The sequence below is a fragment of the Paraburkholderia sp. BR10872 genome, assembly GCF_040965835.1.
GTDB lineage: Bacteria > Pseudomonadota > Gammaproteobacteria > Burkholderiales > Burkholderiaceae > Paraburkholderia > Paraburkholderia nodosa_A.
Map to the genome: position 1 here is coordinate 49,183 of NZ_JBFRCN010000030.1, position 20,390 is coordinate 69,572.

At 66.3% G+C, this 20,390-nt stretch carries 18 protein-coding genes and 1 tRNA gene; 4 read left to right on the forward strand and 15 right to left on the reverse strand.

What is annotated here, in order from left to right; genetic code table 11:
* Window positions 1-16: 16 nt before the first annotated feature.
* Window positions 17-93 (forward strand) — tRNA-Val (locus tag AB4Y43_RS22680).
* Between the two features lie 213 nt (window positions 94-306).
* The gene (locus AB4Y43_RS22685) at window positions 307-1,269 is read left to right on the forward strand and encodes a TauD/TfdA dioxygenase family protein (protein ID WP_368604981.1); all 963 of its coding nucleotides are present in this window, start codon (window positions 307-309) and stop codon (window positions 1,267-1,269) included.
* 28 nt (window positions 1,270-1,297) lie between these two features.
* On the opposite strand, the gene AB4Y43_RS22690 is transcribed toward AB4Y43_RS22685, so the two are convergent.
* Together AB4Y43_RS22690 and AB4Y43_RS22695 are read right to left on the reverse strand one after the other, a co-directional pair.
* Window positions 1,298-2,545, reverse strand: coding sequence for a D-amino acid dehydrogenase (locus tag AB4Y43_RS22690; protein ID WP_368728846.1), 1,248 nt, complete (start codon window positions 2,543-2,545; stop codon window positions 1,298-1,300).
* 166 nt (window positions 2,546-2,711) lie between these two features.
* A complete protein-coding gene (locus AB4Y43_RS22695) occupies window positions 2,712-4,343 on the reverse strand; it encodes a methyl-accepting chemotaxis protein (RefSeq protein WP_368682409.1) in 1,632 nt (543 codons plus the stop codon).
* 331 nt (window positions 4,344-4,674) lie between these two features.
* Between AB4Y43_RS22695 and AB4Y43_RS22700 the strand changes: the two genes are divergently transcribed.
* Window positions 4,675-5,898, forward strand: coding sequence for a YeeE/YedE family protein (locus AB4Y43_RS22700; protein WP_368728847.1), 1,224 nt, complete (start codon window positions 4,675-4,677; stop codon window positions 5,896-5,898).
* 123 nt (window positions 5,899-6,021) lie between these two features.
* Here AB4Y43_RS22700 and AB4Y43_RS22705 read toward each other — a convergent pair whose 3' ends face one another.
* The 7 genes from AB4Y43_RS22705 to AB4Y43_RS22735 all read right to left on the reverse strand — a co-directional run bounded on the left by AB4Y43_RS22705 (window position 6,022) and on the right by AB4Y43_RS22735 (window position 13,223).
* The gene (locus AB4Y43_RS22705; RefSeq protein ID WP_069261483.1) at window positions 6,022-6,609 is read right to left on the reverse strand and encodes a YSC84-related protein; all 588 of its coding nucleotides are present in this window, start codon (window positions 6,607-6,609) and stop codon (window positions 6,022-6,024) included.
* Between the two features lie 197 nt (window positions 6,610-6,806).
* Entirely contained in the window at window positions 6,807-7,751 is a 945-nt protein-coding gene (locus AB4Y43_RS22710) for a DUF2950 domain-containing protein (protein WP_368728848.1), read from the reverse strand.
* Between the two features lie 26 nt (window positions 7,752-7,777).
* On the reverse strand, window positions 7,778-9,142 hold the full coding sequence (locus AB4Y43_RS22715; protein WP_368728849.1) for a DUF3300 domain-containing protein: 1,365 nt from the start codon (window positions 9,140-9,142) through the stop codon (window positions 7,778-7,780).
* A 226-nt stretch (window positions 9,143-9,368) separates the two neighbouring features.
* On the reverse strand, window positions 9,369-10,724 hold the full coding sequence (locus AB4Y43_RS22720) for a TAXI family TRAP transporter solute-binding subunit (protein WP_368728850.1): 1,356 nt from the start codon (window positions 10,722-10,724) through the stop codon (window positions 9,369-9,371).
* Between the two features lie 127 nt (window positions 10,725-10,851).
* Window positions 10,852-11,286, reverse strand: coding sequence for a MarR family winged helix-turn-helix transcriptional regulator (locus tag AB4Y43_RS22725; protein WP_069261486.1), 435 nt, complete (start codon window positions 11,284-11,286; stop codon window positions 10,852-10,854).
* Window positions 11,287-11,348: 62 nt separating this feature from the next.
* Window positions 11,349-12,533 carry an acetyl-CoA C-acyltransferase gene (locus tag AB4Y43_RS22730; RefSeq protein ID WP_368604988.1) on the reverse strand — a complete coding sequence of 395 codons (1,185 nt, stop codon included), beginning with the start codon at window positions 12,531-12,533 and terminating at the stop codon, window positions 11,349-11,351.
* Between the two features lie 153 nt (window positions 12,534-12,686).
* Complete coding sequence (locus AB4Y43_RS22735) at window positions 12,687-13,223, reverse strand: carboxymuconolactone decarboxylase family protein (protein ID WP_368728851.1); 537 nt, start codon at window positions 13,221-13,223, stop codon at window positions 12,687-12,689.
* Between the two features lie 148 nt (window positions 13,224-13,371).
* On the opposite strand from AB4Y43_RS22735, the gene AB4Y43_RS22740 reads away from it, so the two are divergent.
* On the forward strand, window positions 13,372-14,307 hold the full coding sequence (locus AB4Y43_RS22740; protein WP_342946888.1) for an AraC family transcriptional regulator: 936 nt from the start codon (window positions 13,372-13,374) through the stop codon (window positions 14,305-14,307).
* A gap of 29 nt (window positions 14,308-14,336) precedes the next feature.
* Here AB4Y43_RS22740 and AB4Y43_RS22745 read toward each other — a convergent pair whose 3' ends face one another.
* The 6 genes from AB4Y43_RS22745 to AB4Y43_RS22770 all read right to left on the reverse strand — a co-directional run bounded on the left by AB4Y43_RS22745 (window position 14,337) and on the right by AB4Y43_RS22770 (window position 20,379).
* Complete coding sequence (locus tag AB4Y43_RS22745) at window positions 14,337-15,800, reverse strand: efflux transporter outer membrane subunit (RefSeq protein WP_368728852.1); 1,464 nt, start codon at window positions 15,798-15,800, stop codon at window positions 14,337-14,339.
* An 8-nt stretch (window positions 15,801-15,808) separates the two neighbouring features.
* Window positions 15,809-17,344, reverse strand: coding sequence for a DHA2 family efflux MFS transporter permease subunit (locus AB4Y43_RS22750; protein WP_141710551.1), 1,536 nt, complete (start codon window positions 17,342-17,344; stop codon window positions 15,809-15,811).
* A 64-nt stretch (window positions 17,345-17,408) separates the two neighbouring features.
* Complete coding sequence (locus tag AB4Y43_RS22755; protein WP_368728853.1) at window positions 17,409-18,494, reverse strand: HlyD family secretion protein; 1,086 nt, start codon at window positions 18,492-18,494, stop codon at window positions 17,409-17,411.
* A 91-nt stretch (window positions 18,495-18,585) separates the two neighbouring features.
* Window positions 18,586-19,011 (reverse strand): MarR family winged helix-turn-helix transcriptional regulator, encoded by a 426-nt coding sequence (locus AB4Y43_RS22760; protein WP_069261493.1) that lies wholly within the window; start codon window positions 19,009-19,011, stop codon window positions 18,586-18,588.
* Between the two features lie 90 nt (window positions 19,012-19,101).
* Window positions 19,102-20,031: a LysR family transcriptional regulator gene (locus tag AB4Y43_RS22765; protein WP_368728854.1), complete on the reverse strand. Its 930-nt coding sequence runs from the start codon at window positions 20,029-20,031 to the stop codon at window positions 19,102-19,104.
* A gap of 39 nt (window positions 20,032-20,070) precedes the next feature.
* Window positions 20,071-20,379: a helix-turn-helix domain-containing protein gene (locus AB4Y43_RS22770; RefSeq protein WP_069261495.1), complete on the reverse strand. Its 309-nt coding sequence runs from the start codon at window positions 20,377-20,379 to the stop codon at window positions 20,071-20,073.
* Between the last annotated feature and the right edge of the window lie 11 nt (window positions 20,380-20,390).

The window sequence follows — 20,390 nt, forward strand, 5'->3', positions numbered from 1 at the left end:
TAATTCGCGCCTCGACAGGCTCGTAGCTCAGTTGGTTAGAGCACCACCTTGACATGGTGGGGGTCGTTGGTTCGAATCCAATCGAGCCTACCAACGAACATGCAGTAAAGAAGCTGTACCTTGCAGCATCTTGTGAATGACGCATTCCCTCGCGGGTCTGCGTCATTTTCTTTTGGTGCGCGCTAATCACACACGCAGCTATCCATAGCGCACTAACGCTCGCATAGCTTCGCAGAAATCGTCAGTTCTTCTCACGGCGCAAGCCTGCTTGAATGGACGTTCCACGTCCAGCCGAGGAGACTTTCGATGTCCGACGTTCACACGCAGCGCCCCGCCGTTTCCGTTCCGTCTGCGCATCTGCATTCCTCCACGCAGCAACACGCCAGTACCACGCTAGACCTCCATCAGGTCGCGGGCCGCATCGGCGCGCGCATCGACGGTGTGCGTCTTCATGCCGATCTCGACAGCGCCACGTTCGACGCGATCAACGCCGCCCTGCTGCGCCACAAGGTGCTGTTCTTCCGTGGCCAGCAGCATCTCGACGATACCGCGCAGGAAGCCTTCGCGCGGCGCTTCGGCGAAACGGTCGCGCACCCTACGGTGCCCTCGGTGGAAGGCGGCAGCCTGCTGGAACTCGATTCGCTGCACGGCGCGCGCGCCAACTCGTGGCACACCGACGTCACCTTCGTCGACGCCTACCCGAAGGTCTCGATCCTGCGCGCCGTGGTGATTCCGCCATTTGGCGGCGACACGGTGTGGGCCAATACGGCCACCGCGTACGCGCAACTGCCCGAGCCGCTGCGCGCGCTCGCCGATACGCTCTGGGCGCTCCACACCAACGCCTACGACTACGCGTCCACGCACACGAACGCGGACAGCGCGCAGCTCAAGCGTTACCGCGAAGTCTTCACGTCGAAGGTGTACGAAACCGAACATCCCGTGGTGCGCGTGCATCCGGAAACGGGCGAACGCACGCTCGTGCTCGGCCACTTCGTGCAGCGGCTCAAAGGTCTCTCGTCGTCCGATTCGGCGCATCTGCTGCAGGTGTTCCACGAGCACGTCACGCGGCTCGAAAACACGGTGCGCTGGAACTGGCAGGAAGGCGACGTCGCGATCTGGGACAACCGCGCCACGCAACATTATGCGATCAACGACTACGGCGACGCGCGCCGCGTCGTCCGGCGCGCGACCGTGCGCGGCGAAGTGCCGGTGAGCATCGACGGACGCACGAGCGTGGTCGTGCGCGAGGAAGGCGCGACGCTGCAGTAGCGCCTCGTTGGCGAATCAGCGAGCCAGATCAGCGGCCCGGCGCGAAGGCGTCGCCGTCGATCGGCAACTCGCGCTCCGCCAGCAGATCGGCGAGCAGCTGTGCGCTGCCGAGCGCGAGCGTGAAGCCGAGCGCGCCGTGCCCCGTGTTGAGCCACAGGTTGCGAAAGTGCGTGGCGCCGATCACCGGCTTGCTGTCCGGCGTGGCGGGACGCATGCCGGTCCACGTCTGCATGGCGTCGTAGTCGCCCGCGTCGGGGAAGGTTTCGCGCGCCTGGCGAGTGAGCAGCGCGATGCGGGCGTCGTCGGCGTGCGGGTTCATGCCTGTGAGATCGACCATGCCTGCAATGCGCAGTCGCTCGCCGAGCGGAGCGTAGACGACCTTGTGATGCGCATCCGTGACCGAGACGCGCGGCGCGCCCTGCGCATTCGCATTGGGGAGCGTGAGGCTGTAGCCCTTGAGCGGATACACGGGCACGTGTACGCCGAGCGAGGCGAGCATCGGCTGGCTCTGGAAACCCAGGCACACCACGAAAGCGTCGGCTTCGATGTCGCCCTGCGAGGTCTGCGCGGCGAGCACCCGCAGCCCTTTCGTTCGCAGTCCGGAAAACTCGGTGGCCAGTTGCAGGTTGACGCCGTCGCGCTGTGCCGCGTGTGCAAGGCCACGCGTGAACTGATCGCAGTCGGCGGCCTCTTCGCCTGGCGTGTGAATGCCGCCCACGATCTCCGCGCCGATATGCGCGAGCGCGGGTTCGAGCGCGACGCACGCCGCGCCGTCGAGCGCGTGTTGCACGCAGCCCAGCGTCGATTGGTAATGCGCCTGGCGGCGCGCAAGCGCAAACCCTTGCTCGTCGCGATACACCACGAGCTTGCCGTTGCGCACGTAGTCGAATGACAGCGCTTCGCGCTCGACCACCTCGTGCATGAGTCGCTGGCTCAAAAAGCCGAGGCCGAGCAATTCGGCCGTGGTCGCGCGACTGCGTGCGCGCGTGCACGCACGCAGGAACGCGGCGCACCAGCGCCATTGGTGCGGATCGAGCCGCGGCACGAAACGCAGTGCGGCGTCGCGCGAGAAGAGCCATTGCGGCAGCTTGGGCAGCACGGAGGGGTCCGCGAGCGGCGCGACGTAGCTGTAACTGAGCTGCCCGCCATTGGCGTGGCTCGTTTCGCGCGCCACATCGGCATGGCGCTCGACCAGCGTGACTTCGTGCCCATCGCGAGCGAGCGCGTATGCCGTGCTTACGCCAATCACCCCACCGCCTAAAACGCAAACTCGCATGATCCCTTGTTCTCTTTCGCTGACGACCAAACCCTGACTGCCTATGCCGCCAGTCTCGCCGGGAACGATGGGGAACTCAATTGCGAATTGCGCGCGGGGTATAACCTCAGGTTAAAGCGGCCGGAGGTTGTCCTTGCAACGGCAAGGACAACCCGCCACGGCTGGCTCAGGCCAGCGCCGGCGTACTCCCGCGGGCCGCGCGCGCGTCCGCCGCAGCGGCTTGCGCCGGACGCGTACCGGCCTGCCCCGCGCCGCCCAGATTGAACACCGCTACGGCCTCGCGCAGCAGATCGGCCTGCGATTCGAGCGACTGCGCGGCCGCCGCCGCTTCCTCCACGAGCGCCGCGTTACGCTGCGTGACCTCGTCGATCTGCGCAATCGCGCGGTTCACCTGTTCGATGCCGTCGCTCTGCTCGTGCGTCGCGGTTTCGATCTCGCTCATGATCCCGCTCACGCGCGCCACCGCACTGCGCGCCTCGTCCATGGTGCGGCGCGCGTCTTCCACGAGGCGCGCGCCCGCGCCGACGGTCGCCGCCGAGGCCGCGATCAGCTCCTTGATCTCCTTGGCCGCCGTGCCCGAGCGCTGCGCGAGGCTGCGCACCTCGCTCGCCACGACCGCGAAGCCGCGGCCCTGCTCGCCCGCGCGCGCCGCCTCCACCGCCGCATTGAGCGCGAGGATGTTGGTCTGGAACGCGATGCCCTCGATGATGCCGGTGATCTCCTCCACCTTCTGAGACGAGGCCGTGATGTCGTTCATCGTCGCGTTCACGCGGGCCACCACGTCGGCGCCGCGCGTGACCGTTTCGAGCGCGGTCTGGGCGAGCCCGCTCGCTTCCTTCGCGCCGTCCGTGTTCTGGCGCACCGCCGCCGAAAGCTCCTCGATGCTCGCCGCCGTTTCTTCGAGCGCCGCCGCCTGCTGCGCCGTGCGATCCGAGAGATCGACGTTGCCCGACGCGATCTGCTTCGCGCCCTGGGTGATTTCGTGCGTGCTGCCGCGCACGCGCGAGACGGTGCCCACGAGGCCGTCGCGCATGGTCTGCAGCGCGCCCAGCAGCTGGCCCATTTCGTTCTTCGAGCGCACCCGCACGTCCACCGTGAGGTCGCCCGCGGCGATGCGCTCGAAATGGCGGATCGCATGGTTCACCGGCTTGACCACGGCGGCGGCGAGCCCCACGCGCGCGAACACGCCGATCGCCACGCCCACCACGCCGATCACGCCGAACACGATGAGCGACAGGCGAAAGCGCTGCGCGGCGGTATCGGCGTCGTGCTGCTGGCGCGTGGCCTGCCAGGTCTCGAGCGCGTCGATCGCCTTCGCGTAGGCGCCGTAGTAGCGGTCGGCGGTTTCGCCCTGGATCGTGCGGAAGGTGTTGAAATCGTTGTCGACGAGCGACTTGTACTCGGGCTCGAGCGCTTGCGAGACGAGCGCCTCGCGCGCGCTGCTCACGGCCTGGGCGAGGCGCGCCTCTTCGGGGTCGTCGAACGGGCCGGCGCTGTAGCGCGCGAATTCCTTGTTCGAATTCACGAGCACCTCGTGCGCCTTGTCGAGCAAGCCGTCCGTGGCCTTGCCGACGCTGAAGAGCGTCTCGTAGCCGCCGAGCGCGAGACGCACCTGGAGCAGGCGTTCCGAACTGCTCTTGAGGGCGTCGAGCGACTGCGCGCCGCGCTGGGCGTCGTGCAGGCTGTCGTTGGTGATCTTGAGCGCGCCATACGACACGCCGATCACCGTCAGCAGAAACGCGACGAAGATACCGATGACGAGCGTTAGCCCACGGCGAATGGTGATGTTTCCCAGCATGAGGTCTCCGTTGCGTTTTTTTATCTTCCAGCCAGTGCGACTTTGCGCGGCCCACGCGTCTTCGCACCTCGTCTCGCCTAACGGCAGACGGCGCGCGGCGCTGCATAGGGGAAATCCATGATGGGCGCAGGGCTTCGCGGGATTTGGCGCAGGTTCGTCCCAATGTCTGGGAAAGCCCCGTCTGGACGGGGTTTGTGGCGATGTCTCATGGCCCAACGCGAGTCGCGAAAAGCCGGCCCGGGGGCTCGGCCAGACCGATTTGCGATTCGTGCTATCGTTTTGCTTTCATCGATTGATTTTCCTGGCGGCTTTCCGGGCTGCCCTCGCTCCCATGTCCGACCTCTCCACGCCGCTCGCGCGCGCGCCGCGCCGACTCGACTCCATCAATCCCAGGCCGCTAGGCATCGCGCTGTTGCTCGTCGCGCTCGGCGCGGTATATCTCGCGCAGACCGTGAGCGGGCGTCAGGCGGCGCTCTACGTGGTCGGCGCGCTGCTCGGCATGACGCTCTATCACGCGGCGTTCGGCTTCACCTCGGCATGGCGCGTATTCATCGCCGATGGGCGGGGCGCCGGCCTGCGTGCGCAGATGGTCATGCTCGCCATCGGCGTGCTGCTGTTCTTCCCCGCGCTCGCAGCAGGTTCGCTCTTCGGCCATCCGGTCACGGGCCTCGTTTCGCCCGCGGGCACATCGGTCATCGTCGGCGCGTTCATGTTCGGTGTCGGCATGCAGCTGGGGGGCGGCTGTGCCTCGGGCACGCTCTACACCGTGGGTGGCGGCAGCACGCGCATGGTCGTGACGCTCATCGCCTTTATCGTGGGCTCCGTGGTCGCCACGGCGCACATGCCGTTCTGGACGTCGATGCCGCAATTGAAGCCGTTCTCGCTCGTGAACGCGTTCGGCGCCGCGCCGGCCATCGCGCTCAACCTCGTCGTGTTTGCGCTCATCGCCGCGCTCACCGTGCTCGTAGAAAAGCGCCGCCACGGCCGCCTCGTCAACGAACCGCGCGCGCCGCACAGCTCGCCGTGGCTGCATGGCCCGTGGCCGCTGCTCGCCGGCGCGGTCGCGCTCGCGATCCTGAATTTCGCGACGCTCGCGCTCTCGGGCCGCCCCTGGGGCGTGACCTCGGCATTCGCGCTGTGGGGCGCGAAGGGCTTCGCCACGCTCGGCATCGACGTGGCGAGCTGGAAGTACTGGATGGCCGGCCCGAACGCCGCCGCGCTCGCCGCCCCGGCAAGCCACGACGTCACCACGGTCATGGACATCGGCATCGTGCTCGGTGCAATGGCAGCGGCTTCGCTCGCGGGCCGCTACGCGCCGGTGTGGCGCATTCCGCTGCGCTCGCTCGTGGCGGCCGTGATCGGTGGGCTGCTGCTTGGCTATGGTGCGCGCCTCGCCTACGGCTGCAATATCGGCGCGTATTTCAGCGGCATCGTCTCGGGCAGCCTGCACGGCTGGCTGTGGCTCGTGTGCGCGTTCGCGGGCAATGTGCTCGGCACGAAGCTGCGCCCGTGGTTCGGCCTCGAAGTCGAGCGTGTGAAGAATACGGGCTGCTGAGTGACGTACGCGGTGACGTACGCGGCGGCGCCAGTTCGAGCCGCGCAGAAATGACGAAGGGCAAGGCTTGAGCGCCTTGCCCTTTTTTACATGATCCGGCGCTTTTTACCGGTGCGCGCCTTGTCAGATATTCAGACGCGTGACCTTGGTGCCCGCCAGCGAGACGTCGGCCATCAGGCCCGCGTTGGTCAGCACGAAGGCTTCGACCGGGTGCGTGGCCGTGTTGGTGTCGACGACACCGTTCGCGCCCACGGTCACGAGCGCGACCGAAGCGTCGGCCCCCGCCGCCCAACCGTCCGTCGCGCGGAATTTGTCGAGTGCGTCCTGCGTCATGAAGGCGAAGATGAGCGCCTTCGACTGAGCGCCGGCCTGCAGGCCGAACGAGCCCGACACGGTGCTGTAGTAGCCGACCGTGGCGCCGCCCACGCGCAACGCACCCTCGCCATACTGCGCGCCGACGATGAAGCCGGCCTGCAGCACCTCGGGGAACACCAGCACGCCGCGCGACTTCGCGAGGAGTTCGTGCGAGCCTTTCACGGTCGAATACAGCCGCGAGAGGGTGCCGTCCACAGACGCGTCGATCGACTGCCGCTTGGACATGTTCTGCGACGCCGTGGAATTCGAATTCGTCGTGGTGGTGCAGCCCGCGAGCGTGAGACCGCCCGAGGCAAGGGTCACCGCCGCCGTCAGCATGAAGTTGCGTCGTTGCATTTGGTTATCTCCACACGAATGAGAGTGCGGGAAAGATTGAGCAAGCTACATGCCCGACCTCTCCGCTTCCGTTGGCCAAAGCCCGCATCGGGCGACAGCCACGTCGCCGTGGCTTGATTGTGCCCGAATTCCGTGTGAGGCGTCCGTTGGAGAACAAACCTGGACATCATGCCCACCAACGGACCGCGGATCGCCAATCAGGGTCTAGTGGCCTGCCAGGACGAGTCGGGATCGAATGCCTTGATCGCCGCTGCCGTATGCGCGCCGTTCGGCCCGAGGTTCTTCTGATAAAGCTGGCCGTCCTGGTTGATGATGAAGCTCATCACACCGGTTTTGCCGTATTGCGCCGGCCAAGCCACGAGCGCAAAACCGCCGCTCAGATCCCCGTTGTCGAGATAGCTGCGCGCGCCGCCACTGGCGTGCGGTCCCTGCGCGGTGAGAATGCGAAAGTGATAGCCGTGATACCCCTCGGTCGGCGTGATCTTCGCGTTGCCCGGCATGGCTGCCGCGAGCGGCCCAAGCGGACTTTCGGTCTCGCCCGGTTCGACCGGCCAGTACAAACCGTCGTGCGTGCCCGGCGTGCTCACGAGGCGCTGCGCATAGTGCTGCGTGAGCTTGCGATAGTCGTTCTGCGCGTCGACGTAGGCGAGCGAGGTGAGCATGGCAGCACGCTCGTTGCGGCCGATGCGGCGCGTGAGAATTTCGCTCGCGCCTTCACGCGGGTCGAAGTGCCAGCCCTTGCCCGACTGCACGATGGGGATGGGCAGCGTCCAGCCGCTGTCGCCCACCTCGACGTGAGCGCTCGCCTTGCCGGCAACCGGCGTGGCGTCGGGTACGACGCGATGACCCTTCGCCCAGGCGCCAAGGTAGTCGTCGATATCGTCCTGACCGATGTTTTGCGTGGGGATGAACTCGGTGAAATCGTTGCCGAGCACACGCTTCATGGCGCCCTGGTCGTTGGTCGCGAGTGCATCGGTGAACGCGTTCGCCGCGGCTTCGGGCGTGGAGAAGACGGCCTGTGCGTAGACGGCGGCGCCGCCGAACTGGGCGGGCAGCAGTGCGGGCGCGCCAAAGAGGGCGAGTGCCGTACCGAGCGCGAGCGCGTAGTCGTGCGGCAGGCGGCGTGCGGAAATGCGGATCATTGCGAGGCTCCTCATGATATTCAACGTTATCGACGGCCGAAGTGACGCCCGCCACCTCCGCCGCCACCGCCGAACCCGCCACCACCATGGAAGCCGCCACCGCCCCCGCCTCCGCCGCCGTTGAAGCCGCCATGGCTCTGGAGCGCTTCACGGCTTTGCTGGCCGCGTTGTTGTTCGAGGCGCGCATTGGAGCCATCGCCCGCACCGCGTAACGCGTTGTCGCGATTCATGCTCTGTGCACGGTTGTTGAGATCGTTCGCGCGGTTCGCGTTTTGCGCGCTGTTCTGCCCGCGGTTATTCAGCTCGTTGCCGCGGTTGGCGTTTTGCGCGCCATTCTGGGCGCGGTTGTTGAGCCCGTTGCCGCCGCTGGCATTCGGCCGGCCGCCTTCCTGGATGCCCTGGAGTCTTTGCTGGGCATTGCCGCTCATGTTCTGGCCGGTGCGGTTCTGCAGGGTCTCCATAGCCTGCGAGCGCGACTGGTCGTAGCCCCGGTACTGGTTGCGCTGGCCGTTCAGGTTCGCGTTGTTGTAGTTCTGGCGGCGCTCGACATTGGCGTTGCGATTCCAGTTCGCCGTGCCGTTGTTCGAGTTGATGCGGTTGTTGACGTTGACGTTGTTGTAGCGATTGACGTTGATGTTCACGTCGTGGTTGTTCCAGTTGAAGCCGCCCCACAACGAATTCGCGACCGCGATGCCGGCACCGAACGCGAGCCCGCCGACGAACCCCGACGCAATGGCGTAGCCCGGAGGCGGTGGCATATACACGGGCGGATAGGCCGGATACGGCCATACGCCAAAAACCACCGTGGGGTTATAGGTCGGCACGTACACGACCTGCGGATTCGCAGGCTCGATCACGATGGTCTGCGTGGTCGAAGTGCTCGAGGCCGGCTGGACCACGACCTTTTGCTGCTCATTGGACTTGAGGTTGCCCGCCTTCTGCGCCTGCACGCGCAGGCGCTGCACCGAGTCCATCACGTCGTTGGGCTGCGCGAGAAACGCCTTGCCGATCTGCTGGACCCAGTCGGGCTTCGAAGCCATGGTTTCGAGCACCTGCGGGAACGCTACGAGCGATTGCACGCTCGGGTCCCACGGCTGCGAGGCGACGGCCTTCACTGCGTCGTCGCCCTTGAGGTTCGGGTTGGACTTTGTCCACGCGGCGGCAGCGGACACGTCTTGCGGGAACGTGGCGGCCATGAGGACCTGCGCGAGCAACGCGTCGGGATAGAGCGCGATGGGCGCGGTGAGGGAATCGAGCTGCTGATTCGAAAGATGCGCCGCGTTCTGCGCAAGCGCGGCAGTGGGCCCGAGCGGCCCCACGAAGAGCGGCGCGCCCGCGAGTGTGGCACACACGAGCCAGGCAAGACGCTGGCTTGCACCGGATGTTTTCACGTTATGGTCCTCCCGGTTACGAGCAATGGTTCTGATACGCGCAGGGATCGAACATTCGCAAACCTCAAGCGATCCTTACTGTCTCGACGCCGCGACGGCGTGGCTACAAAAAATAAAGGCGCGAGACTCGCAGTGTCAACCGAAGATCTGTTGCAACACGGCGATTAAGCGACGTGCATCAACGAGAAGGAAACTACGTTGGGCGTAACAATATCGTGAATACGAATTAGACCGCGCTGGAGTGCGATTGCGACTCGCCGGCATTCAAGTGCATACGTACGAAACCCACGTGTTCGCGCAACACGTAAAACGCATCGGCGAACGCGAGCGGCATGCGCAGCGTATTGAGGGATCGCTCGATCTCGTCGAGTTCTTCGATCAGCGCGCGCCGCTGTTCTTCGTTCGTATGCATGCGCGCGTCGCGCTCGATGGCGATGAGCGCGCCATAGTAGCGATAAATGCGCGAGCGCACGCGCCAGCGATACAGCGCCGGTATCGTGCGCAACGCGGGAATCACGAGCACGGCCAACGGCAGCAGCAGCACGAGCAGACGGTCCGTCACGCTCGCGAGCCAGAACGGCAGCGCGCGATAGAGAAAGCTCTTGCCCGACTTGTAGTAGCGCGTGGCGTCCTCGCTCACGCGAAAGTCGTGCACCGCCGGGCTCGGAAACTGGCCCTCGCGCTGCAGGATGCCGGGCGCGCCGTTCACCTCGCCTGCCGCTTCGATGAGCAGATCGGACAGCGCGGGATGCAGCGTATCGCGCGCGACGAGTTCGACGGTCGGGCCGATCAGATGCACCGTTTCGCGTGGCTGGCGCCTGCGCAGATCGAGCACGCCGGGCGGCAGGTCGACGTTCTCCAGATACGGAAAGAGCCGCGTATAAGCGGCCGCTTCATCGAAGCTCATCACCGAGATGCCGGGAATATCGAGCAAACGCAGCATGAGCGCGCGCGTGGTCGAGTCGCCGCTCAGCATCGCGGCCTCCACGCGGCCGGAGACGAGCGCCGTGGCCGCATCCATGCCGTCGAGCGGCAGGAAAGTGGAGTCGCCGCCGGGATCGATGCCGTTCGCGGAGAGCAGCTTGAGCGCCAGCTCGCGCGTGCCGCTGCCCACGCGGCCAATGGCGATGCGCTGGCCGTCGAGTTCGGAGAGCCGTGTGAGGCCCGAGCCGCGATAGAAAACGACGATAGGCAAATAGGCCACGCTGCCGAGCGACATCAGCGAGCGTGTGTCGATACCGTCGGCGACACCGCCCTGCACGAACGCGAGATCCACATGCTGCTTCGGATCGAGCAGGCGCTGCAGGTTCTGCACCGAGCCGTCCGATTCGAGGATGTTGAGCGTCACGCCATTGCGCGCGAGGATCGCGCGGTAGGCCTGGGCCATCTGCATGAAGGAGCTGTCGGCGGGGCCCGCGCTGATCGTGATCGTGCGCGGCGGCGCGGGATCGACGAGCCAGAAGACGAGGCCGACGACCATCGCGCAGAACAGGGCCACGGGCAACGTAGTCAACGCGATATCGCGCCAGGCTGGATGCGCGTGGTCACGCAGAAAGTTGGGCGGCGGTCGATATCGTCTCATGAGAACCCGGCGGCAGAGCGTCAGACTCCTGGAATTCTCATGATGCCATTTTCGCGCCAGATCTGATTGCTGGCGTGGCCGCCTTCCCTCAAGGGCTTACGAAACGCGTGCGCGCGTAGCTGGTGTGTCAGCCCGACGCAGCCTTCGTCAGGGCAAACAGCTCGGTGCGCAGCGCCTTCGCGCGGTCGCGCTTCATGTGCTGCTCGAACTCGGCCTGCGCGTCGAGCCATAACGCATGCGCCTTGTCGTAGCGACGCAAGCCCGCAGCCGAAAGCCGGTAGACCAGCGTGCGGGTGTCGTGCTCGGCTGCCGCCGTGAGCACGAGGCCGTCGCGCTGCAACGGCTTGAGCGCCCGCACGAGCGTCGTGCGGTCCATCACGAGGTCGTCGGAGAGTTCGGCGGCCGTGGCGTCGGGCCGGCCCGCGAGGCGAGAGAGGATGGTGAACTGCGCGGCCGTCACGTCGGCCTGCGAGAGGTGCCGCTCGTAAAGCTGCGTGACGAAACGCGCGGCCTGCCGCAGCGCAAAACAGTTGCATTCCTCGCGTGTGATCCGCTTCGTCATCGTGTTCCCCGCCTGTTTCCCAGTTCGTATCTCAGCCCCACGCGCCTCACGTGGCCCGGCCATCATACTTTCTCGAGCGCGAGCGCGATACCCTGGCCACCGCCGATGCAAAGCGTCACGACGCCGCGACGCAACCCGTCGCGCTGCATCGACCATGCGAGGCGCGTGGTGAGAATCGCGCCCGTCGCGCCGATGGGATGGCCATGCGCAATCGCGCCGCCTTCCACGTTCACGATGTCCTCGGGAATGCCGAGCTGCTTCATGACCGCGAGCGGTACCGCCGCGAATGCCTCGTTGATCTCGAAGCGCTCCACGTCGGCCAGCGACCAGCCGGCGCGCCCCAACGCGAGTTGCACGGCGGGCACGGGGCCAAGACCGAACAGGCCCGGCTCCACCGCCGCGACGCCCCACGCCACGAGCCTGACCATCGGCGAGAGCCCCTCGGCTTCGGCAAAGCCGCGCTCGGCCACAAGCATGGCGCTCGCCGCGCTGTTCAGGCCGGGCGCGTTGCCCGCCGTGATCGTGCCGTCCGGTCGAAACGCGGGACGCAGTTTCGCGAGCCCTTCGAGCGTCGTGTCGGGGCGCGGCGCTTCGTCGGTATCGATGCGCTCCATGCCCTTCTTGCCCTTGATCTCCACCGCGACGATTTCTTCCTTGAAGCGCCCCGCCGCTTGCGCGGCAGCAAAGCGTTGCTGCGAACGCGCGGCCCAGTTGTCCTGTTCAGCACGCGTGAGCCCGGCCCGCGTCACGAGGTCTTCCGTATGCCAGCCCGAATGCTGGCCCGAAAACGCATCGACGAGGCCGTCGCGCAGCATGCTGTCGTGAATCTCGGCGTTGCCCATGCGATAGCCCCACCGCCCGCCGTCCAGCAAGTACGGCGCGCGGTCCATGTTCTCCATGCCGCCCGCGAGCGCGACGTCGGCAAGACCCAGCATCACTTCCTGCGCGGCGCTCGCAACGGCTTGCGCACCGGAGCCGCATACGCGGTTCACCGTGAGCGCGGGCACCTGAACCGGCACGCCGCCGCCAAGCTCGGCCTGACGCGCGGGATTCATCTTGTTGCCCGCCTGGACCACGTTGCCGAGCACCACGGAGCCGAGCCGCGCCGGGTCGAGCTTCGCGCGCGCGAGCGTTTCGCGCACCGCCGCCGCGCCTAGCTCCGTAGCCGGCACGCCCTTGAACGCACCGTTGAATCCGCCAATTGCCGTACGCACCGGCTGGCACAAAACGATCTCGCGTGTACTCATGGTCGACTCTCCTTTCATATGCGCTGTTCCACTACCATTCTATGTATGCATATGCACACTATCAAACGATTTTGTGGAACAAGCGCTCGCGTGCGCTGGCACGATTGATGTCGTGTCCAGCGCACGCGGGGTGGTAAAACCGTTGCCGCTACGTTACGGCGCGGCCGGGAAATCGAGCGTCGTATCGTTGACGCGGTTCACGAGGTTCGTGAACGTGATCGACGTCACGGCGAGCGCGATTTCCACGATCTGGCGTTCGGTATAACCGGCTTCGCGAATCGCGCTAACTTCCGCTTCGGGCACCGTGCCGTGCGTGGTCACCAACAGGCGGACGAAGTGCACGAGCGCGTCACGCTTCGCGTCGCCGGTGGCTTCGCCTGCGCGGACCGCCTTCATCGTTTCCGGCGCGAGCCCGGCGAACTTGCCCGCCAGCGTGTGCGCGGCGAGACAGTAATCACAACCCGCCACTTCGCTCACCGCGAGCTTGATCGCTTCGATGTCGGGCTTCGACAGCGTGCCGGCGGAGATCACGGCCTCCATGTTGAGCAGCGCGCCGAGCGCTTCGGGGCTATGCGTGCCGATGGTGGCGTAGGCGTTGGGCACCTTTCCCACGGCCTTGCGGATCTTTGCAAAGATTTCAGCGGCGGCGCCGGTGGCGGCTTCGGGCTTGATGGCGGAAAGACGGGACATGTTTTGCTCCTTTAACGTTGCGGGTCGCGAGCGGGTGTCTGTGTCGCGCTGCCATCGTCGATGGCATGGATGCAGTGTAGTCGCGCACCGTCGCGCTTTTAATGCCAGAATGGCGCGACTTCATGCTCGATCGTCTCACTCGCCCACCATGGATCTGCTGAGCCGCCTTCTCGCGCTGATGCCCGTTGCCGGCCGCCTCGACGTGCGCTGCCATTTCGGCGCGCCCTGGCGCATCGACGATCCCGCTGCGAAGGAGCGTGAAATCCGCTATCACGTGCTGCTTGCGGGGCGCGCCATCGTCGAGGACGCGCACGGCGCGCCCGTCGCGCTCCATGCCGGCGACATCGTGCTGTTTCCCTCGGGCAGCGCGCACGTGCTGCACGACGGCAGCGGCACGGCGCCCGCCGTAGTTGCCAGGCGGATGGAAAACGGCGTGAGCATCGAAACGAATGTGGGCGATGGCGCCATCGCCGACGTCCTGTGCGGCCGCTTCCTGCTGCCTGCCGTGCCGCAGCGCCTGCTGCGAGAGAATCTGCCGGCGCGCCTCGTCGTGCATAGCGCGCGCGACGGCACGGAAGCCCCCGAACGTCTCGTGCGCCTGATCGCGCTGTTGCGCGACGAAGCATATGAGGCGGCGCCGGGCAGCGAGTCGCTCGTGAACCATCTGTCGGGCGCGCTCTTCGGGCTCACGCTGCGCTACGCCAGCGCCGGCGACGCCCCGCCGCGCGGCCTGCTCGCGCTCGCGCAGCGGCCGCGCCTGCAACCCGCCATCGACGCCATGTTCGAAGCGCCCGGCAAGTCCTGGACGCTGCCCGAGCTTGCCGAGCTTTGCCACATGTCGCGCGCGACCTTCGCGCGGCACTTCGACGAGGCCATCGGCCGCTCGGCCGCCGACGTGCTGACCGATATCCGCATGACACTCGCGGGCCGCATGCTCGCGCAGAGCAACGACAGCGTGGCGGAGATCGGCGAATTCGTCGGCTACCAGTCGGACGCCGCGTTCCAGCGCGGCTTCAAGCGCCACGTGGGCATGACGCCGGCGCAGTGGCGCTCGCTGGCGCGCGAGGCGGCTTCGGGCGCTTGAGCGCAAGGTCATGGTTCTGGCCGTGCCGTTTAGCCGCCGTGCGCCAGCGTTTCCTGCGCGAGCACCACGTCGCCGCTCTGGCTCCAGCCGCCGCCCAGCGACCGGTAGAGCGCCACCGCCGCTTGCGCGCGCTCGCGCTGCGCGTCGTTGAGCAGATCCTGATCGGCGAGTAAGGTTTGCTGCGCGCTCAGCACATCGAGAAAGTCCGTGGCGCCGCCCTTGTAGAGCTGGTTAGCGAGCTTGAGCGATTGCGCCGACGAAGCCAGCGCGTCGTTCAACTGCTGCGTCTGGCCCGCCGTGCTCACGAGATCGCTGCGGCTGTCTTCCACTTCGCGCAGAGCCTGCAGCATGGTCTCCTGCAGATTCAGTTGCGACTCGCGCATGCGGCTCTCGCTCTGGTCGATGTCGGCCGTGATGCGCCCCGCGTTGAAGATCGGACTCGTCGCGCCGATCGCCGCACTAAAGAGGTTATCCGTGAGCGTGGGCATGCCGAGGTAGGACGCCGCGAGAATGCCGTCCGTGAGATTGAGCGTGAACTTCGGATAACGCTCGGCGCGCGCCACGCCCACTTCCGCCGCGCGCTGCTGCACGGTGGCGTAGGCGGCCTGCACGTCGGGGCGGCGCAGCAGCGCTTCGGAAGGCAGCATCTGCGGCACGCTCGCGGGCACGCCGGGAATGGGCGCCGTTTGCGCGAGCGCGAGCTGCGCCACCGACTCCGGCGTGCGTCCCGTGTACACCGCGATCAGGTTCAACTGATGATCGATGCTCGCCTGCGCCCGCGGAATGCGCGCCTGCAGTTCGCTTAGCTGCGTTTGTGCGCGTGCCACGTCCAGTTGCGTGGAAAGGCCGTATTTCAGGCGGTCTTGCGTGAGCAGCAAGGTGTGTTTGCGAATCTCCAGGTTATCCTGAAGGATCTTCAGTTCCGCCTGCGCATAGCGCAGATCGACGTACGCCGAGGCCGTATTCGCCGCCAGCGCGAGACGCACGGCATCGAGCGCATGCTTCTGGCCCACGAGATTCGCTTGCGCCGCGAGCAGGTCGAGCCGCTCGCCGCCGAACACGTCGGGCGACCAGCTCAGCGCGAGGCCCGCGCCTGCCTGCTTCACATAGCCGAGCGGCGGCGGCGTGTTCTGCCGCGTATAAGCGCCATGCGCGGTGAAGTCCAGTTGCGGCAGCAGCGCCGCGTGCTTTTGCGTCGTGATCGATTGCGCCTGCTTCACGCGTTCGGCGGCGGCCTGCAAATCGAGATTGCCTTCGAGCACCGTGGCGAGCAGCGTATCGAGCGTCGGGTCGCCGAATTGCGCCCACCAGGCGCGCGCTTCGATGGCGTCCTGCGGCGCGTCGATCCGCCATGCCACCGGCGCCGTTTCGTGCACCGTGGCGGGCAAGTCGGGATGCTGCGCGGGCTGCACCGCGCATGCGGCGAGCACGGCGGCCGAAAGCAGCGAGAGTACGAGACGCATGGGAGTCGATGAGCGTTCAGGGGTTTTCATGGGGCACCTCAATGGGCGTCGGGTGGCGGGCCACCCAGCGAAATCGGCTTGGAGAACGCCACGCTCGCAATGGCGACCAGGAAGCAAAGCGAGAGCACGAAGAACGTATCGGAGAACGTCATCACGAGCGCTTCGCGCAGAACCAGTGCGTGCAGTTGCGCGAGGCCCGCTTCGGCGGCATCGAGTGCATTGCCCGCCACGGACGACCAGTACGCGGTACGGCCCGCCAGCAGCAGCTGCACCTGCGGTGCGCCGCCGGTCACGCTCTCGTTCAGGCGCAGATAGTGAAAGTTGAGCCGGTCGTTGAGCATCGTCGCGCTCACGGCAATGCCGATCGCGCCGCCCAGGTTGCGCATGAGATTGAAGAGACCGCTGGCCGACTTGAGCCGCGAAGGCGGCAGCGAACCGAGCGACATCGTGACGATAGGCGGAATGGCGAACTGCTGGCCAATGCCGCGCAGCGCCTGCGGCACCAGGAACTGCTGCCAGCCCCAGTCGTGCGTGAGCGGCACATACAGGTAGCAGCCAAACCCGAAGCAGATCAGCCCGAACAGCATCAGCGCGCGCATGCTGAAATAGCGCGTGGCGAAGGCGTAGACGCCCAGCGCGAGCAACTGGAACACGCCCACCGAAAGCAGCGACAAGCCGATCTGCAGTGAACTGTAGCCGCGCACTTCCGCGAGAAAGAGCGGCGTGAGATAAACGGCCACGAAAATGCCGATGCCCGTGACAAACGAAAGCAGACTGCCAATGCCGAAGTTGCGTACGAGCAGCGCGCGCAGATCGACGATGGGGTCCTTCGCCGTGAGCGCGTGAACGATGAAGAGAAAGCCGCAGATCGCGGATATCCACGTACAGGCAACGATCACGTCGTCGCCGAACCAGTTCTTGCGCGGGCCTTCTTCGAGCACGTATTCGAGGCAGCCGAGAAAGCCGCACATGAGCACGATGCCGAGATAGTCGCCCCGCTTGAGCAGCGAAAGATCGGGCTTGTCGATGTTCACGTACTTCGGCACGAGCGCAGCCACCGCAATACCCGGCACGAGGTTCAGATAGAACAGCCAATGCCACGACCATTGATCGGTGATCCAGCCGCCGATCACGGGCCCGAGCGTGGGCGCGAGCGAGGCGAGCGCGCCAATGGTCGTGGAGGCGACGAGACGCTGCTTGCCGGGAAAGAGCACGAAGGCCGTGGTGAACACGGTGGGGATCATCGCCGCGCCGAGTGCGCCTTGCAGGCCGCGGAACACGATCATCGAGTTGATGTCCCAGGCGAGGCCGCACAGCATGCTCGTGATGGTGAAGCCCACCGCGGAGGCCACGAAAAGCCAGCGCGTGGAGAACACCTTCGAGAGCCAGCCCGACATGGGGATCACCATGATCTCGGCAATCAGATAAGCCGTTTGCACCCATGACAGCTCGTCCTGGCTCGCGGAAAGACCGCCGCCGATGTCGCGCAACGACGAAGCGACGATCTGGATGTCGAGCGTGGCCATGAAGAAGCCGATGCACATCAGCGCGAACGCGAAGGCGCGTTGCGCCATCGGCTGCAGATGCGGAGCGAGTGTCGGGTCGGCGCTGGTCGTGGCGTTCATCGTCGTGGCCCCTTCAATGCGCTTGCGTGAGATGCACTTTCACGGTCGCCGAAAGACCGGGCCGCAGCGCGGCTTGCAGGTCCGCCGGCGCATTCGCGTCGACGCGGATGCGCACCGGCACGCGCTGCACGATCTTCGTGAAGTTGCCCGTGGCGTTCTCGGGCGGCAGCACGCTGAAGGTCGCACCGGTGGCGGGCGCGAGGCTCTCCACGGTGCCGTGCAGCGTGCCGCTGGCTGCGTCGAGCGTCACGTCGGCGCGGTCGCCCGCGTGCATCTTCTTCAACTGGTCTTCCTTGAAGTTGGCGTCCACCCACAGGCCGGTGGCGGGCACCACCGTAAGCAGCGGCGCGCCCACGTTGGCAAGCGTGCCCACCCGCGCCGTGCGATTGCCGATGTAGCCATCCACGGGCGCGGTCAAGGTCGTGTATTCGACGTTCAGTTGCGCGAGGCGCTGGTTGGCCTCGGCCGTTGCGACACGCGCCTGGGCGTCGTTAATTTGCGCGGCCAGCACGTCGAGCTGGCGTTGCGCCGCCAGCACCGCCGCGCCGCTTTGCGCAACCGACGCCTGGGCCTTCGCGTAGTCGGAATCCGCGCGCTCGACCAGCTGGTTCGAGACCGCGTCGTCCTTCACCAGTTCGCGGTAGCGCGTCTGGTCCTGACCGCTGCGCGTGAGTTCCGCATTCGAGGCGCGCACTTCGGCCTGGTGCTGGTTGATCACCGCTTCCTGCAACGTGCGCCTCGCCTGCAACTCGTCGACCGCGGCGCGCGCGCTCGCCAGCTCCGCGTTGGCCTGGGCGAGCTTCGCGTCATAGTCGCGCGAATCGAGACGCAGCAGCACCTGGCCTGCGTGCACGCGCTGGTTGTCCTGCACGGGAATCTCGGCGACGAAGCCGCTCACGCGCGGCGCCATCACGGTGACATTGCCGCCGACGTAGGCGTCGTCGGTGGTCTCGACGAAGCGCAGCACAAAGAACCAATAGCCGGCGGCAGCCGCCAGCACGAGAGCGACCGCGCCCAGCGCGAGACGCATGCGCGAGATGCGCGTACGCGCTCTCGCTTGCGTGGGCTCGACCACGACGGAAGTGGAAGGACTCGACATGACGTTTACCTGTGCATATACACTACTAAAGATGAAAAAAACGCCGCGATGGGAACAAGCGCGACGCAACCCACAAATCCAACGGAAAACGTTAAACCGCCCGTGTGATGCGAAACAGCTCGCGCCGCAGCCACGCGGCGCGTCGTGCGCCAAAACGGCGCTCGAATTCGTCCTGCGCCGCGCGCCAGTGGTCGTGCGCCGCTTCGAGGCGCGTGCGGCCCGCTTGCGTGAGCGCGAGACGGCGGCGTCGTTCGCCGCCGTCCGGCGCATCGGCCACGAGCGCGCCTCGCAGGAGCGGCCGCAAGGCGCGCACGAGCGTGGTGCGCTCCATCACCATCGAGCGCCCGAGTTCCGCCATCGTGAGACTCGACGCACGGCCCAGCGCGCCGAGAATGCTGAACTGCGTGGGCGTGAGTCCTGCCGCGCTCAAGTGCCGCTCGTAAAGCTGCGACAGATGCCGCGCGGCCTGGCGTACGGCAAAACAATCGTCGTGCTCGGGTGACTGGTAGATGTGCATATGCACAGAGTAGGCGGCAATCAGGCCCCGAACAAGCCTTACGCACGGCATCACATTATGGCCGCGGCGACAATAATCGCGGCCATGCTTTCAATTAGCCTTCGCCTCCAGGGCCGCGTCGTGCGTCACGTCATCGAAAAACGCCGTGGCGTGGTCGATGAACGCGCGCACCTTCGCCGGCAGCAGCGTGCGCGTGGTATACGCGAGGCGAATCTCGATCTGCATGTCGACGAGCGGGAAGTCGTCGAGTACCGTCACGAGCTTGCCCGCCTCCAGTTCCTCCCCGACGAGCGCGGTGGGGAGAATGCCGATGCCGAAGCCTTGCAGCACCATCGCGCGGTTGAACTCGGGATTGTTCGAGGCGATTTCGTGGTGCAACGGCACGACGACTTCCTCGTCGCCCACGCGAAACGCGATCGCGGGCTTGCGCATGGAAGGCGGCATCGGCACGAACACGTGGCCGACGAGGTCGGCAGGATGCTTCGGCGTGCCACGCGCTGCGAGATACGCGGGCGTCGTGACGAGCGCGAGCGGAATGCGCTCGAGCAGGCGCGTGACGGTCGATTCGTTGTTGAGCATGAACGGCAGCACGAGGCCGAGATCGTAGCCGTCCGCGATGAGATCGACGGGGCGCTCGGTGAGGATCACGTCGAGCGTCACCTTGGGATGCGCGCGCTTGAAGCTGGCGATGAGCGGCACGAGGCGATTGACCGTGGCCGTGGTGTGCGCGACCAGGCGCAGCACGCCGCTCGCTTCGCGCGTTTGCACGGTGGCGTCGGCCTCCAGCGCGTCGAGATCGTCGAGCACGCGGCAGCAGCCTTCGTAGAAGCGCTCGGCCGCCTCGGTGAGCGACACCGCGCGCGTGCTGCGATGAAAGAGCCGGCTGCCAAGGCGCTTTTCGAGGCGCGCGATGGCGCGCGAGACGACAGGCGTGGTGAGGCTGTGCATGTCCGCGGCGCGCGTGAAGCTGCGCGCCTCGACGACGGAGCGGAAGATCCGCAGGCTGTCGATGTAATCCATGGTCGTGAGGGGAATGGTGTTGGCGTAGCTTAATGCGTTTCAGTCGCCCTCGCCGAACACCTCCGCACAAAACGCCCGCCCCTCGTCCGACAAACTCGCCGTGCCGCTCCCATCTTCGGCCTGCGTCGTCACCACGAGGCCGCCGTCTACGAGCGCCGTCAATTGTCTGCGCAATCCGCTCATCGGCACGCCGGCCTGCTTCGAGAGTTTCGCGAGCGACCATGCGCGCCCCTGCCGCTCGTGCTTCTCGCATTCCGCGCGCCACAACTGCTCGAGCACGGCAATCAGCACCGGGTCGACGCCCAACTCGTCAGCGTCGCCGTCTTCGCGTTCTTTATCTGCGTTCATCGTCTGCCTCC